This is a genomic window from Brevibacterium limosum (assembly GCF_011617705.1).
Taxonomy (GTDB): Bacteria; Actinomycetota; Actinomycetes; order Actinomycetales; family Brevibacteriaceae; genus Brevibacterium; species Brevibacterium limosum.
Genome location: NZ_CP050154.1, coordinates 3,136,772 through 3,151,560 on the forward strand (window position 1 = coordinate 3,136,772; position 14,789 = coordinate 3,151,560).

Sequence of the window (14,789 nt, forward strand, 5' to 3'; positions counted from 1 at the left end):
GAACTACCTGACGGCGGCCCAGCAACCTTGCGCGAGGTTGCTGGGCCGCCGTCAGGTAGCAATCAGGAGGTGGGGACGGGGGTGTTGTGCTCTTTTGCGGCGCGGTGGGCGCGGCGACGGTGCAGGGACTTCATCCGGCGGCCTCCCACGAGGCGGCAGATGACGTAGATGAGGAACGAGATCGTCGTGACGAACGGGCTGATCGGCACCACCGGCGAACCCAGCGCGATGAGGATGCCCCCGACCGAGGCGGTGACTGCGAAGATCACGCTGAGCACCGGTACCCACACCGGCGAGGCCGAGAGCTGAGTCGCCGCGGCGGCCGGAGTGATGAGCAGCGCGAGGACGAGGAGAACCCCGACGACCTGCACGCTCAGCGCCACGGCGAGTCCGAGGGTGAGCATGAAGACGATGGTGAGCACGTTGATCGGCACACCCTTGGCCCGGGCCACCTCCGGGTCGAGGCTGGAGAACATGAGCGGACGCCACACGATCGCCAAGACCACGAGCACGGCGAGGGCGCAGACGATGAGAGTGAGGATCTGGCCTGGGGTGATGGCGACGATCTGGCCGGTGAGCAGCCCGAATTTGCTTGCCGCCCGCCCATCGTAGAGGGCGAGGAACAGGATCGCCAAGCCCAGGCCGAAGGGCATGAGCACGCCGATGATCGCGTTCTTCTCCGAATCCTTGGCCCCGCCGATGCCGATGATGAGAGCGGCGACGATGGAGCCGACGATCGACCCCGCGACGACGTCGAAGCCGATGAGCAGCGCAAATGCGGCACCGGCGAAGGAGAGTTCGGAGACTCCGTGGACGGCGAAGGGAATGTCCCGGGCCATGACGAAGACGCTGATGAGTCCTCCGACGACGCCCAAGAGCGCAGCGGCGATCAGAGAGTTGGCCAGCAGCGCGACCAGTTCGCCGTAGTCCTCGAAGGTGAAGAGGTTGGCAAAGATCTCGGAGAGGCTCATCGGTTCACCACCGTCCCGTCGAGGTCGAAGGAGTCATCGGGCAGGTCGTGGTGGTCAACGCATTCCTCTTCACCGCCGACGACGACGAGGCGGCCGCCGACGCGGACCACTTCGACCGGGGAGCCGTAGAGGCGGGTCAGCGATTCGGTGGTCATGACTTCGGCGGGGGTGCCGACGAGGAAGTGTCCGCCGACGATGTAGAGGACCCGGTCGACATACGGCAGGATCGGGTTGATCTCGTGGGTGACGAAGACGACGGCGGCATCGCGTTTGACGCGCTGTTCGTGCAGAAGTGCGGCCACCACCTGCTGATGGTGCAGGTCGAGTGAGAGCAGAGGTTCGTCGCAGAGCAGCACCGTGGGATCGTTGGCCAGGGATTGGGCCACACGCAGCCGCTGCAGTTCACCGCCGGAGACCGTGCCGGCAGGAGCGTCGGCATAGTCGGTGGCACCGACGGAGGCCAAGAGCTCCTCGACCTTCTTCTTCCGCCCCCGGGACAGCAGACCCATCCCCCACCGGTGCCCGTCGATGCCCATGCGCACGAGATCGCGGCCGCGCATCGGGGTGTGCGGGTCGATTCCGCGCTGCTGGGGAATGTAGCCGATGGCCGGGTTCCCCTTGTGCACTCCCCGACCGCTGACCTCGGCGGTTCCGGCCGACAGCGTATTCTGCCCGAGCAGCACCTTGAGCAGGGAGGTCTTGCCGGTGCCGTTGGGTCCGAGCACGGCGAGGAACTCCCCCGGCGCGATGTCGAGGTCGAGATCGTGCCAGAGCACTCGCGGGCCGAACCGCAGTTCGGCGTCGCGCAGTCGAATCACCGGCTCCCGTGGTGTTGCCCGTGCGGAAGCGTCGGATTCCTTGGCCATAGTCAGTGCTTGTGCCCTTCGAGTGCGGTTGAGATTTCGGTGATGTAGCCACCCATCCAGTCGGCGTAGTGCGTTCCCGAAGGCATGGTCTCGGCGAGGTCGACGACGGAGACATCGGAGTCATCGGCCGTGGACTTCAAGGCCTCTGCCTGCGGACCTGCCGCTTGAGTATTGTATCCAAGCAGCACGGCATCCCCGTCGGAGATCTGTTTCTCCGCAGCCTTGAGCACCAGCGGCGGCACATCATTGCCCTCTTCGACAGCGGCGAGGAACTCCTCGGAGGTGATGTTCTCCAGCCCCATATCGGCAAACAGCCACAGCGGAACGGGTTCTGTCGCCGCGACCTTCTCCCCGCCGTGCTCCTTCTTCACCGCATCGATATCGTCCTGCAGCGCAGTCAGCTCCGCTTTGTATTCCTTCGCGTTCGCCTCGAACTCGCCCTGATGTTCGGGCAGGGCCTCGCCGAGGTGGCTCGCCGCCTCGTCGACGAGTTTCGTCATCGTCGGGACCGAGTACCACAGGTGTTCGTTGAATGAGCCGTGGTCGTGGCCTTCGTGGTCCTCTTCGTCATGGCCTTCATCGGCGTGCTCATGGTCATGGGCGTCCTCATCCTCACCGTCGTGAGTGTGCCCACCACCGTGGGCTTCTTCCTCGTCATGTCCGTCGCCGTGATCATGGTCGTGGGGTTCGTTGCCGAGGCCCTCCGAGCCGGGCAGCCCGGAGATCGAGACGGTATCGATGGTGTCGACTTCGGCACCGGAGGCGTCGAGCATCGCGGTCATGAATGCGTCGTAGCCGCCGCCGTTCTGTACGAGGAGGTCGGCCTTCGACAGTTTGAGGCGATCCTGCGTGGTCGCTTCGTAGGAGTGAGGATCCTGGTTCGGGTCATCGATGATCGGACTCACCTCGGCGAAGTCGCCGGCGACCTGGGAGACGATATCGGCGTAGACGTTTGTCGAGGTCACCACGCGCAGAGCCCCGGTGTCGGCTTCGGAGTCCTGTCCCCCGCAGCCGCTGAGGACCAACGCCGTCGAGGAGGCGATGGCAGCGCTGGTGAGAAGAATTCGCGACGAGGTCATGAGGAGCCTTTCTAAGGCAGTGAGGATCGAACAACATCGTCGACGATACTCAGATCAGAGGCCCGGCACTAATATAAATATTTATATATAGCAACGCTTTTATATGTGGCGGGCGGTGCGAAGTCTCGCCCGCACCTGCTCCCCGCCCCCTCTCAAGTAACGCGAAGCTCGAAAAGCGCGTCGCCGGTGACGTGCTTTTCGAGTTTCGTGCTACCTGAGCGACCTCAGTCTGCTCTCGCGAAACGCAGAACCGCCCGGGAGTCTCCTCTCGGGCGGTTCATCATGCGGCAACCGCAGCTCAGGCGGCCTTCGCTTCGAGCTTGGCGGCCAGCAGGGCGGCGATCTGCACTGTGTTGAGTGCTGCACCCTTGCGCAGATTGTCGTTGGCGACGAAGAGGACGAGGCCCTTGCCGGCCGGCGCCGACTGGTCGGCGCGGATGCGACCGACGTAGCTCGCATTCTTTCCCGCCGCCTTGAGCGGGGTCGGGACCTCGTCGAGGACGACGCCGGGAGCCTCGCCGAGGATCTCAGCCGCCTGTTCGGGGCTGATCTCGGAGTCGAACTCGGCGTGGATGCTCAGGCTGTGTCCGGTGAAGACGGGCACGCGCACACAGGTGCCTGCGACCAGGAGGTCAGGCAGGCCGAGGATCTTCCGGCTCTCGTTGCGCAGCTTCTTCTCTTCATCGGTTTCGTTCTGCCCGTCGTCGACGACCGCTCCGGCCATCGGCAGGACGTTGAACGCAATCGGTTCGACGTAGTTGTTCGGTTCCGGCAGGCTCACCGCGTTGCCGTCGGTGGTGAGCTTGCGGGCATCGGGAATGCCGGCTTCGAGCTGCCCGGCGAGTTCCTCGACTCCGGACAGTCCCGAACCGGACACAGCCTGGTAGGTGGACACGATGAGGCGGGCCAGCCCGGCCTTCGCGTGAAGAGCCTTGAGCACGGGCATGGCAGCCATGGTCGTGCAGTTCGGATTCGCGATGATGCCTTTGGCCACCGCGTCGAGCGCCTCGGGGTTGACCTCACTGACGACGAGCGGGACCTCCGGGTCCGACCGCCAGGCCGAAGAGTTGTCGACGACGGTGACTCCGGCTGCAGCGAATCGCTCGGCCTGCGCCTTCGAGGTGGCTCCGCCGGCGGAGAACAGTGCGATGTCGAGTCCGCTCGGATCCGCCTCAGCGGCATCTTCGATGGTGATGGACTGACCCTTGAAGTCGATGGTCTTCCCGGCGGAACGGGCCGAGGCGAAGAGCCTCATGGTCCCGATCTCGAATCCGGGATCATCGGCCAGGAGGTCGAGCATGACGCCTCCGACCTGGCCGGTCGCTCCGACTACTCCGATATTGGCGCTCATCGTCCGGTACCTCCGTACACCACTGCTTCGTTGTCTTCACTGTCGAGTCCGTAGGCGGCATGAGCGGCACGGACCGCGTCGTCGAGCAGGTCCGCTCGGGTGACGACGCTGATGCGGATCTCCGAGGTGGAGATCATATCGATGTTGACTTGGGCTTCGCTGAGCGCCTCGAACAGGGTCGCGGTCACGCCCGGGTGGGACCGCATTCCGGCGCCGACCACAGAGAGTTTGCCGATCTGGTCGTCGTAGCGGACCTGGTCGAAGCCGATCTCGGTCTTCACCGCGTCGAGGGCCTCAAGCGCCTTGGCGCCGTCGTCCATGGGCAGGGTGAAGGAGATGTCCGTCTTGCCCGGCTCGCGGGTGGAGATGTTCTGGACGATCATGTCGATGTTGGCTTCCTGCTTGGCCAGAGTCTTGAAGATCTCAGCGGCTTTGCCGGGGACATCGGGAACACCGACGATCGTGACCTTGGCTTCCGAGCGGTCGTGGGCGACGCCGGAGATGATTGCCTGTTCCATGGTGGACTCCGTTTCTGGTTCCGCTGCCGGGGTCGATGATCCCCGGCCTCGGCGGAAGGCTTCGGGGATGGGTGAATCGGTCACCCAGGTTCCTTGGTTGCGAGAGAATGAGGACCGCACGTGCACCGGCACGTTGTAGCGGCGGGCGTATTCGACACAGCGGAGCATGAGGACCTTGGCGCCCGAGGCGGCCATCTCCATCATCTCTTCGTAGCCGATCTCATCGATCTTGCGTGCCGAGGGCACGATTCGCGGGTCGGCGGTGAAGACGCCGTCGACGTCGGTGTAGATCTCGCACACATCGGCGTCGAGTGATGCGGCCAGTGCCACGGCCGTGGTGTCGGAGCCGCCGCGGCCGAGTGTGGTGATGTTCTTCGCGGTCTGGCTCACACCCTGGAATCCGGCGACGATGGCGACGTACCCCTCGTCGAGGGAGGACCGGATGCGGCCGGGAGTGACGTCGATGATACGGGCCTTGCCGAACTGCTCATCGGTGATGACTCCGGCCTGCGAACCGGTGAAGGACTGGGCTTCGAAGCCGAGGTTGGCGATCGCCATGGCCAGGACCGCCATCGAGATGCGCTCACCGGCGGTCAGCAGCATATCGAGCTCGCGGGCGGGTGGCATGGGGGAAACCTGTTGGGCCAAGTCGATGAGATCATCGGTACTGTCACCCATGGCCGACACCACGACAACTACTTCGTGACCGGCTTGACGGTACTCGACAATTCGTTTGGCCACTCGCTTGACCGATTCCGCATCGGCTACCGAGGACCCACCGAACTTCTGGACGACTATGCTCACTGCAGTATCTTCCTTATCGCTGATAAGTTCCGTGCCAGGCGATCGATTCCATGGTTCCAAACATGGAGGTCTCGTGCTGCATCGATCAGGATTTCAGCCGTGTCGGGCTCCCGGCACCTGAACCATTGTATGAGGTACGTCATTCCGGTTCACCTTCGCCCGTCATTCAGACACCCGCTGACCGGGTCGAATGCCCACCCCCGCCGACCCGAGCGTTGACTGTGCTCGCGGGCGAGGCGGAGGTTGGTCAACCGGTGTTCAGCCCATGCTCAGAAATCGTTATAAATGGACCCGCCGGTGTGCGCTCAGTCCGGCCTTCGCTCCACGGTGAAGAGGTCGCCGGGCTGGCAGTCGAGGACCTCGCACAGAGCGATGAGGGTGGAGTAGCGCACCGCCTTCGCTCGATTGTTCTTGAGCACCGAGAGGTTCGCGAGCGAGACGCCGACGCGCTTCGACAGCTCGGTCAGACTCATGTCCCGCCGGGTCAGCAGACTGTCGAGGTGGCAGATGACCCGGGAGGCGTCGAATTCCTCGACCATCACACGAGCCCTTCGAGCTCTTCTTGAGACGCGCGTCCGGACCTGAAGCATCGCCGCAGCAGTTCGGCGCCGCCGACGATCCCGAGAACGCAGAACGCCTGCACGACGGTGATTCCCGGCCCCACATCATCGGCGATGCCGATGTCGGCGGAGATCCAGTTGCCGCCGGGAACCATGGTGATGAAGTGGACGATCCACCCGACCGCCACGATCCACTCGAACGCCACGAATGCACGAGAGGCCCGAGGCGTGAAAGGTGTGCCTGCCGCGATGTCGCGGATGACAGGCACGAGGGAGATCGCGGCCGCCAGCGCTGTGAGAATGAGGGCGATTTCGGCGATGATCACAAGCACCACTGCCCCGCTCGAGACGTCGGCCGTCGGAACGATGATCTCAGTCAGCCCGGACAGCGCTGCCGCTCCGTTCCCGACATCGAGCGAGGAGGCGGCACCATCGGAGAAGTTCACCGTCACCGCCACCTCGGAGCGGACCATCCGACTGACCAGATCAGCGACGGCATAGATGACATAAAAGCCGACCGCCAAGCCGATCCAGAGTTCGTAGCCGGTGCCGAAAGCCTTGTGCTTCTGCGACCCGTCGTTCGGCTTCTGTTCCGCAGTCGGTGACATGACAGTGCCTTTCCGTCCCGGCGAGCACCGGGCGGGCTGTCCCGCCGTCGCTCACCATTGTTGAAAACATATCGTTTTTCGATATATCGATAAACAATATATTTCACGATGATCAATGTGCTGTCAACGGCCCGGACGGCCTCGAACGGAATCGGGAGAGGCCGAAACCGCAGAGCCTCACCGAGGCGGTCAGTCGATTTCGCGGCGGCCGGAGAATGCTCGGCCGAGGGTGACTTCGTCGGCGTATTCGAGGTCGCCGCCGACGGGCAGCCCCGAGGCCAGGCGGGTGACGGTCACACCGATCGATCCGAGCAGCCGGACGAGGTAGGTGGCGGTGGCTTCGCCTTCGAGGTTCGGGTCGGTGGCGATGACGGTCTCCTTGACCTCACCGTCCTGCAGGCGGGTCATGAGTTCCTTGATCCGCAGATTGTCGGGGCCGACCCCGGCCATCGGGTCGATGGCTCCGCCGAGGACGTGGTAGAGACCCCGGTATTCCCTGGTCCGTTCGATGGCGACGACGTCCTTGGGCTCTTCGACCACGCAGATCATCGACCGGTCACGACGTGGATCCTGGCACACCGTGCATTCGGCTTCCTCGGAGACGTTTCCGCAGATCTCGCAGAACCGCACCCGCTTCTTCACATCGGTGAGTGCCTGCGCCAAAGCATTGACGTCCTGCGTGTCGGTCTGCAGGATGTGGAACGCCAGACGCTGGGCCGATTTCGGCCCGATGCCCGGAAGCTTGCCGAACTCTTCGACCAAGTCCTGGAGGGCACCTTCGTATACAGCGCTCATACTTCTCTTTCGTCAATGATTTCGCCGCCGAGGACCCGTGCGATCACGTCGACGCCCATCTGCGGCGCTTCGGCGACGTCGAGGTCCGTTTCCGGATCATACTCGTCCTCATCCGATCCCGAACTCTGCGGGTAGGGGCCCGATCCCGGCGCCGAGGCGGCCCCAGGTGCCGAGCCGCCCGCTGGGTCGGCCTGTGGTGCTGATCCGTATCCGGATCCGGCAGGCGGAGTGGTGGTGACACCGTGCTTTTCGGCGAGTGCTGCGAAGCGCGATTTGAATGGCTTCGTCTCTCCCCCGCGGGCCGATGCCGGCGGCGCAGACTGCACGGCCGGTGCCGGCTGGTCGAAGGCGCCTCCCCCGAAATCGCTGGGGCTCTCGGCGAGGTCGGGGTAGTCGAGATCGTCATCGGGCGGCGGTACGACGACGGCTCCGACGTCGACGGCTCCGCTGCCGGCGCTCGTCTCGTCGATGTCAGTCGAGGCGGCGCCAGTCGGTGCGGCGTCGACCGGTGAGGTGTCGATCGGTGAGGGACCGTCGTTCCAGTTCGGTTCTTCCCACCGCGGTTCGACGTATTCCATGGGCGAATTGTCTGCCAAGTGGGACGGCGCCGCAGACGCTGATTCCTGCTGGTGGGAGGGACCATATGGGGCGAAGTCGTCGGCCGGTTCGGTTCCGGCGTCGGCCGGTTCGGTTCCGGCGTCGGCCGGTGGACCGAAGAAGTCATCGTCGGAGAGGTCGGGGACAACGACGTCCGAACCGACTGGTTCAGAGTCGCTCGGCTCGGAGACGCTCGGTCCGGAGGCGTCTGCGGGCGCATCCGGCGCGAGAGCCTGAGCGGCCGAGGAGTCGTCTTCCGGTTCAGCCGCGGACTCCGACTCGCTTGCGGGCACCACATCGCCCTGCTGTGCGCTCCCGTCCGCGGCTTCGCTGTCGGATCGGTCAGTCTCGGCAGATCGCTCGTCAGCCGGTTCGGCAGAGCCGAATGGGCTGCCTTCTGTTGTGGGTTCAGTCGGTGGACCCGGCTGTTCTCCCTCCTCGTCGTCGGAGGACCAAGGTCCCTGCGTCGGACCGCTGGGTTCCCAGAACTTCTCGTGGTCGACCTGCGGCTTGTCGACTTCACGGGTGCCGACGACCGCAGCGACTTCCTGCGGGCTCGGGCGGCGCTGGCTCGGCGCCGGTCCGTGGTTGCCGCCGGAGCCGTTCACCGGCGGAGCCGAGGACCCTTTGCCCTGATTGCCGCCGCCGGCACTTCCTCCGCCGATCCGGCCGACATCCCCGACGTCGATGCGGGCCTGAATGCCGAGGACGTCGTTGATCGCCGCGGCGAGTTTGGCCGCATGGTCGCGCTGCTGGAATCCCTGCACGGATCCGGCATTGTTGAAGCCGAGGTAGACGACTCCGTCGGAGAACGACTGCGGGATCGCATTGGCCGCGATGATCGCACGAGTCAGACGGCTGCGCTTCTCCACCGAGGCGAGAATGCTCGGCCAGGCACGGCGGATCGCTTCGATCTCGCCGCCGATGTCACCCGTTCCCGCCACCGAGGTGGCTTCCGGTGCCGCTGCCTGCTCTGACTGCGAGACGCTCCCTGGCCCCGCCGGCGCCGCAGACGCCGACGCCGGGGCGGACTGTTGTTCGGCCGCCCTGCGCTGAGGCTGGCCCGCCGGCGCAGTGTCCGGCGCCGAGCCGGGAGATGGGGCGCCGGCAGAATCCTGCATCTGCTGATTGTCTCGCACAGGCTGCGACTCGGTTTCCGGCGCACGCTCCGCCTCGGGCGAAGGTGCGGACGAGGACGACGTCTGCTGATCCTGCGCCGACGGGCGCTCAGCCGCGGCCGGAACGTCCTCAGCAGACTGCTGTTTCGAGTCCGCCGGTGCAGGCCGAGGCTGAGGCTCGTGCTGCGACGACGAATCCGGTTGAGCCTGAGGCTCGTGCTGGGCCGGCTGAGGAGACTGCTCCTGCTGAGCCGATTGCGCCGCCGGTTCGTTGAGCATCGACTCGGCGGCTGCGGCCATGGCCGCGATGTCGTCGAAGTCGTCATGAGAGGCGGTCTGGGACTGTCCGGCGGGCGCGTTCGCAACCGGCGCTCCGGCTCCGCGGCTCGGACCACCGACCGACGGCCGACCGCTCGCCTGTCCCTGGTCGGCAGCACGTGCCTGCTCCTGCCCGCTCCCGGCGGCCGGAGCACCCTGACCGGCCGCCTGCCCCTGTTCCGGAGCCTGCGCCGGCGGCACATTCGCAGCCACGCCCGTGGCCGACATGCCGATGCGACGCTCCATCCGCTCGACGCGGCTGAGCACAGCGTCACGGCTGCGACCGGAGCCGGGCAGCAGAATACGGGCACAGATGAGTTCGAGCTGCAGCCTCGGCGAGGTGGCGCCCGACATCTCCGTCAGGCCCACATTCAGCAGATCCGCAGCACGGGAGAGCTCGCCCTGTCCGAAGCCGTTGGCCTGGAGGGTCAGTCGTTCGAGACGGTCCGGCGGCACTTCGGGCAGGAAGGCGTGGGCCGCCTCGGGGGCGGCATTGATGACGATGAGATCCCGGAATCGCTCCAGCAGGTCTTCGACGAAACGCCTCGGATCCTGACCGGATTCGATGACCCGCTCCACCGCCCGGTACACCCCGGCCCCATCACCGGCGGAGAACGCGTCGACGATGTCGGACAGCAGCGAATCGGGAGTGTATCCGAGCAGCGCGATGGCCCGACCGTAGTCGACCCCATCGGGCCCCGAACCGGCGATGAGCTGATCGAGGACCGAGAGCGTGTCACGCACCGATCCGCCGCCGGCCCGCACCACCAGCGGCAGCACACCCTTGGCCACGTTCACGCCCTCACGAGTGCACAGCTCCTCAAGATAGCTGCCCAACGCTTCCGGCGGCACGAGCCGGAAGGGATAGTGGTGGGTGCGCGAACGGATCGTGCCGATGACCTTCTCAGGCTCGGTCGTGGCGAAGACGAACTTGATATGCGGCGGCGGCTCTTCGACGATCTTGAGCAGAGCGTTGAAGCCCTGCGAGGTGACCATATGCGCCTCATCGAGGATGAACACCTTGTACCGATCGCGCGCGGGCGCATAGACGGCACGTTCACGCAGGTCACGGGCATCGTCGACACCGTTGTGGCTGGCCGCGTCGATCTCGACGACATCGAGCGAACCGGGTCCGCCGTTGGCCAGGTCCCGACAGCTCGGGCACTCCCCGCACGGCACCGGGGTCGGCCCCTGCTCACAGTTGAGGCACCGGGCCAGGATCCGCGCCGAGGTGGTCTTCCCACACCCGCGCGGGCCGGAGAACAGGTAGGCGTGGTTGATGCGGCCACGTTCGATGGCGGCCTTCAGCGGATCGGTCACATGCTCTTGACCGATGACCTCATCGAAGGTCTCTGGGCGGTATCTTCTGTACAGTGCGGTGGACACGTCCCCTAGCCTAATGCCAACGACTGACACGGTTAAGACGCTCCCGCCACCCGGCGTTGTCGCTGACCTCCCGATCAGGCACGATAGAGATCATGAGCTCAGCCACCCCCTCCCCCGACGAGAACGACCCAGCGAAGACCTTCCGCATCGGCCACAGGGAACGCGACGAGGCGATCGAGCTTCTCCGCGAAGCCGCCGGCGACGGACGGATCACGGTCGACGAGCTCGACGAGCGGATGGAGAAGGTCCAATCCGCGAAGTTCCCCATCGACCTCGACGAGGTGCTCTCCGACCTCACCACAGAGCTGCCCTCCGATCGCTTCCGCCCCACCTCGGCGATCGCCCCCGCCGCCGGTCGTGCGATGGCAGTCCAGGGCCATGACCGCTTCGATCCGCTCGTCATCAAGGCCGGCTGGGAATCCGAGGTCCGCCGCGCCAGGTGGGCCGTACCGCCGTTCATCCGCTGTGAGCCCTCGATGTCGAACATCGAACTGAACTTCCTCGAGGTCGAGACAGATCTCGAGGTCATCGAGGTCGAGATCGTCGCCGGAATGGGTGCGGTCACCGTCGTCATCCCGGATGACTGGGCCGTCAATGTCGACCAGCTCTCGAAGACCTGGGGCAGCGTGAAATCCGTCGTCGACGCGGTGCCGACCGGACGCCGGCCCCTCGTGCGGGTGGGCGGATCGATCGGGATGGGCTCCTTCAAGGCCCGCTTCGCGAACTACTTCGACCGCCGCCGATCGGCGAAATGATGGAACCCGGACTCGGCGCTGTCATCTTCCTCACCCTGTGCATCATCGTCGTCTTCAGCATCGGTGCCTTCCTCGTATACCGGGTGATGAACACTCCCGGATCGCATATCGGCTCCCATCTGCCCAAACACGATCCCCGCGCCGAGGCGGCCCCCACCGACCCGTCCCACCGCCGATCCGCTGAGGACCGGGCCGGACCCGCCGAGGACCGGCCCGACCCCGAGGGCCCGAACAGCACCGACGGCCACGACTGACCCCGGCCCTCCTGAGGACTCCGGGCCCCAGCGTCCTTGAAAACCGGTACCCGCCGTGATCGACTTTCATCATGTCTGAGATTCAGATCACCCGCATCGCTGCCGACGATGACACTGCGCTGCTGGCTTGGAACGACGTCATGCGCACCGCCTACACCGAGGCCCGCACCGCCGCCTGGTGGCGCAGCGCGGAGACGACGCTGACCCAATTCGCCGACCCGCGTCCCGGCGGGCAGGACATCGCCCTGGTGGGCCGCCTCGGCGAAGAGATCATCGGCGGTGTCGAGATCAGCCTCTCCACCGAAACACCCACCGATATCGAACTCGGCGTTCTGCCTGACCGGCGTCGGCAGGGTTTCGGCACGGCCCTCGCCGAGGCGGCCGCCCAGTTCCTCGATGATGGCGCAGAATCCGACTCGATCGTCCAGACCGAGACCTATTGCCCGGCCGGAGTGGCCTTCGCGCAGGCGCGCGGGATGAGCATCGGCAACGAGGAGCACCGTCTGCTGCTCGACCTGCCCGCCTACCTGAAGGCCGATGCGAACCGGTACAAGGAGTCGGGAGCGTCGACGGTCGTGCCCGTGATCAGGGAGGACCCGGACTTCTCGGTCACCTCGTGGATCGGGGCCTGCCCCGAGGACGTGCTGGAGTCCTGGACCCAGCTGCGTGAGCAGATGGACGAGGACGTGCCCGTCGGGGGTCTCACCCGCACCGTCAGCCATGCCAGCACGGCCGCGATCCGCAGCCATGAGGAGCGGATGGCCGAGCAGGGATGGACCATGGTGAGTTCGATGGCGCATGTGGGCGAACTCGCCGTCGGCTATACGGAGATCATGGTCTCCTCCCACGATCCGCAGATCGTCATCCAGGAGGACACTCTGGTCGACCGTGCCTACCGGGGCCGCGGGATCGGCCGTGCGCTCAAGGTCGCGAACCTGCGCCAGCTGCCCGCAGTCCCGGCGACCGCCTCGGCGGAATGGGTGCAGACGTACACGGCGACGAACAACGAACCGATGCTCGCGCTCAACCGGGACCTCGGGTTCTTCGTCGCCGATACGATGACAGCTCTCGAGAAGAGGGCCGGTCAGAACCGTACGTGACTGCCTGGTCGACTAGAGTGGTCGGTGACCCGTCCGGCCATCGAATCGAAGCAGACCGCCGTGCCCTCAGAACTCCTCATCGCCGTCCTCGTCTTCATCATCGTCGTCCTCGTGACCGTGCTCGTCGTCCGCTCCCGCGCGAACAGGGCCCGCCGCGAAGCCGAGACGAAAGCACCCGCGACCCCGCGCGATCCCTTCGCCGCCGACCAGAACACCGGTGGTGATCCCGAAGCCATCAAGGCCGGCGACCTCCTGGAATTCGGCAATGAGAAGTTCTTCGTCCGCGGCACTCTGCGGATCTCCGAAGGCGGCTATGACTGGGCCGAACACTTCTTCCAGGCCGACGCCTCGGCGGCCCGCATGTGGCTGAGCATCGAACGCGACCCCGACGTCCAGGTCGCGCGCTGGCGCGACCGCCCCGACCTCGACATCGAACCGAAGGCGCGGACCATCACCATCGACGGCACCGACTATGACCTCGTCGAACACGGCACCGCCTCATACCGGTCCGAAGGCACCACAGGGCTGAATGAGAAGGGCGGAGTCGACTACGTCGACTACGAATCCGGCGACGGCCGCCTGCTCGCCTTCGAACGCTTCGACCACGGGCGCTGGGAAGTGAGCACGGGCGAGACGATCCCGACCGGTTCCTTCACCATCTACTCCGGCAGCTGATGCTCACACTCCCCCGCCCGCTCGACGTCCCCTTCACCGACACCAGCGCCGAGGCGCTGCGCTTCAGCCTCGACCACGATCGGATCGCCCCGCTGGCCGCCCGCACCATCGACGTGCCCACCGAGGCTGTGCCCATCGGCACGGAGGCTGCGCCGCCGCTCACCCTGACGCTGACCATCATCGGCTCCTCCCACCAGGCGATCCTGGGCGAGAGCGCCGCCGATGCGTTCATCGAGACCTTCGCCTGCCTCGGCGAGGATGCCGACGGTTCGTCGCCGGCACGACCGAATTGGGACCGCGAAGACGTCCGCCACGGCCGGTGGGCCGGGTTCACCGAGCACCGTTTCACCGCGACCCGCACGCGAACAGACGGGGATTTCCCGACGGCCGCCGCCGAGGTGCTCGCCGCCAGCGCCGGCCGTGCCCTCACCGCCGAGACCCACCTCTCGGTCGCGTTTCCCGGCCAGCCCGGTGCACTGACGGCACTGACGCTGACCTGCGCGCGACCCGAGCGGATCGCCTGGCAGTCGTGGCACTGCTACCCGCAGCATCAGGAGATCGTCCACAGCAGCAGCGAATTGAGGAGGTCGAAATGAGCCAGGGACCGAACGTCTCGATGGGCGGAGGCTCCTTCGACTTCGACCGCGCGGGCGGCGGCCCACAACGCCCAGGCGGTCCGCAGCGGCCCGGTGGCGGCTCCGGGCGGAAGCCGCGCCGCGTCGGCTGCGGAACGATCATCGGAATCGTCATCGTCCTCGTCGTCCTCGGCAATGTCTTCCGCGGCTGCGGGTCGTCCGGGGCGGCGAACTGCGGTGACTACGACCTCTCGAACGGCCAGTACGTCTCGAACCCCGGTAAGGGCGACTACGAGAGGAACGGCAGCACCTACGACTACATCGGCTGCGACACCTCCCGCTCAGGAGGCGGCGGATTCTTCTTCCTCCCGTTCTTCACCGGCGGCGGATCGAACTACGGCGACGGCTCAGGCTTCCGCGGCGGCGGACCAGGCACCGGAAAATAGGCACAGCGAAAGG

15 protein-coding genes are annotated in these 14,789 nt (G+C 65.9%); 6 read left to right on the forward strand and 9 right to left on the reverse strand.

Annotated features, from left to right (window positions below):
* Positions 1 to 62 precede the first annotated feature (62 nt).
* The 9 genes from GUY37_RS14215 to GUY37_RS14255 all read right to left on the reverse strand — a co-directional run bounded on the left by GUY37_RS14215 (position 63) and on the right by GUY37_RS14255 (position 10,971).
* Complete coding sequence (locus GUY37_RS14215; protein WP_166826814.1) at positions 63 to 971, reverse strand: metal ABC transporter permease; 909 nt, start codon at positions 969 to 971, stop codon at positions 63 to 65.
* Complete coding sequence (locus GUY37_RS14220; RefSeq protein ID WP_166826815.1) at positions 968 to 1,837, reverse strand: metal ABC transporter ATP-binding protein; 870 nt, start codon at positions 1,835 to 1,837, stop codon at positions 968 to 970. The genes GUY37_RS14215 and GUY37_RS14220 overlap by 4 nt, the downstream gene beginning before the upstream one ends.
* A gap of 2 nt (positions 1,838 to 1,839) precedes the next feature.
* Positions 1,840 to 2,916 carry a metal ABC transporter solute-binding protein, Zn/Mn family gene (locus GUY37_RS14225; RefSeq protein WP_166826816.1) on the reverse strand — a complete coding sequence of 359 codons (1,077 nt, stop codon included), beginning with the start codon at positions 2,914 to 2,916 and terminating at the stop codon, positions 1,840 to 1,842.
* Positions 2,917 to 3,214: 298 nt separating this feature from the next.
* Positions 3,215 to 4,267 carry an aspartate-semialdehyde dehydrogenase gene (locus tag GUY37_RS14230; protein WP_166826822.1) on the reverse strand — a complete coding sequence of 351 codons (1,053 nt, stop codon included), beginning with the start codon at positions 4,265 to 4,267 and terminating at the stop codon, positions 3,215 to 3,217.
* Complete coding sequence (locus GUY37_RS14235; protein ID WP_152349233.1) at positions 4,264 to 5,589, reverse strand: aspartate kinase; 1,326 nt, start codon at positions 5,587 to 5,589, stop codon at positions 4,264 to 4,266. The genes GUY37_RS14230 and GUY37_RS14235 overlap by 4 nt, the downstream gene beginning before the upstream one ends.
* Positions 5,590 to 5,894: 305 nt before the next feature.
* The gene (locus GUY37_RS14240; RefSeq protein WP_166826824.1) at positions 5,895 to 6,128 is read right to left on the reverse strand and encodes a helix-turn-helix domain-containing protein; all 234 of its coding nucleotides are present in this window, start codon (positions 6,126 to 6,128) and stop codon (positions 5,895 to 5,897) included.
* A complete protein-coding gene (locus GUY37_RS14245) occupies positions 6,128 to 6,757 on the reverse strand; it encodes a DUF2975 domain-containing protein (RefSeq protein WP_166826826.1) in 630 nt (209 codons plus the stop codon). Before GUY37_RS14245 ends, GUY37_RS14240 begins: the two co-directional genes overlap by 1 nt.
* Positions 6,758 to 6,946: 189 nt before the next feature.
* Positions 6,947 to 7,552: a recombination mediator RecR gene (gene recR, locus GUY37_RS14250; protein ID WP_166826828.1), complete on the reverse strand. Its 606-nt coding sequence runs from the start codon at positions 7,550 to 7,552 to the stop codon at positions 6,947 to 6,949.
* On the reverse strand, positions 7,549 to 10,971 hold the full coding sequence (locus GUY37_RS14255; protein ID WP_166826830.1) for a DNA polymerase III subunit gamma and tau: 3,423 nt from the start codon (positions 10,969 to 10,971) through the stop codon (positions 7,549 to 7,551). The genes recR and GUY37_RS14255 overlap by 4 nt, the downstream gene beginning before the upstream one ends.
* 92 nt (positions 10,972 to 11,063) lie before the next feature.
* On the opposite strand from GUY37_RS14255, the gene GUY37_RS14260 reads away from it, so the two are divergent.
* From GUY37_RS14260 to GUY37_RS19015, 6 genes are all read left to right on the forward strand, one after another.
* Positions 11,064 to 11,726: a DUF1707 SHOCT-like domain-containing protein gene (locus GUY37_RS14260; protein ID WP_166826832.1), complete on the forward strand. Its 663-nt coding sequence runs from the start codon at positions 11,064 to 11,066 to the stop codon at positions 11,724 to 11,726.
* Positions 11,723 to 11,980, forward strand: coding sequence for a hypothetical protein (locus GUY37_RS14265; protein WP_166826835.1), 258 nt, complete (start codon positions 11,723 to 11,725; stop codon positions 11,978 to 11,980). The genes GUY37_RS14260 and GUY37_RS14265 overlap by 4 nt, the downstream gene beginning before the upstream one ends.
* A gap of 71 nt (positions 11,981 to 12,051) precedes the next feature.
* Entirely contained in the window at positions 12,052 to 13,080 is a 1,029-nt protein-coding gene (locus GUY37_RS14270) for a GNAT family N-acetyltransferase (RefSeq protein ID WP_166826838.1), read from the forward strand.
* A gap of 24 nt (positions 13,081 to 13,104) precedes the next feature.
* On the forward strand, positions 13,105 to 13,755 hold the full coding sequence (locus GUY37_RS14275; protein WP_228278197.1) for a DUF4178 domain-containing protein: 651 nt from the start codon (positions 13,105 to 13,107) through the stop codon (positions 13,753 to 13,755).
* Positions 13,755 to 14,351: a DUF2617 family protein gene (locus GUY37_RS14280; protein ID WP_166826840.1), complete on the forward strand. Its 597-nt coding sequence runs from the start codon at positions 13,755 to 13,757 to the stop codon at positions 14,349 to 14,351. The genes GUY37_RS14275 and GUY37_RS14280 overlap by 1 nt, the downstream gene beginning before the upstream one ends.
* Positions 14,348 to 14,776, forward strand: coding sequence for a hypothetical protein (locus tag GUY37_RS19015; protein WP_208094683.1), 429 nt, complete (start codon positions 14,348 to 14,350; stop codon positions 14,774 to 14,776). The genes GUY37_RS14280 and GUY37_RS19015 overlap by 4 nt, the downstream gene beginning before the upstream one ends.
* The last annotated feature ends 13 nt before the right edge of the window (positions 14,777 to 14,789 follow it).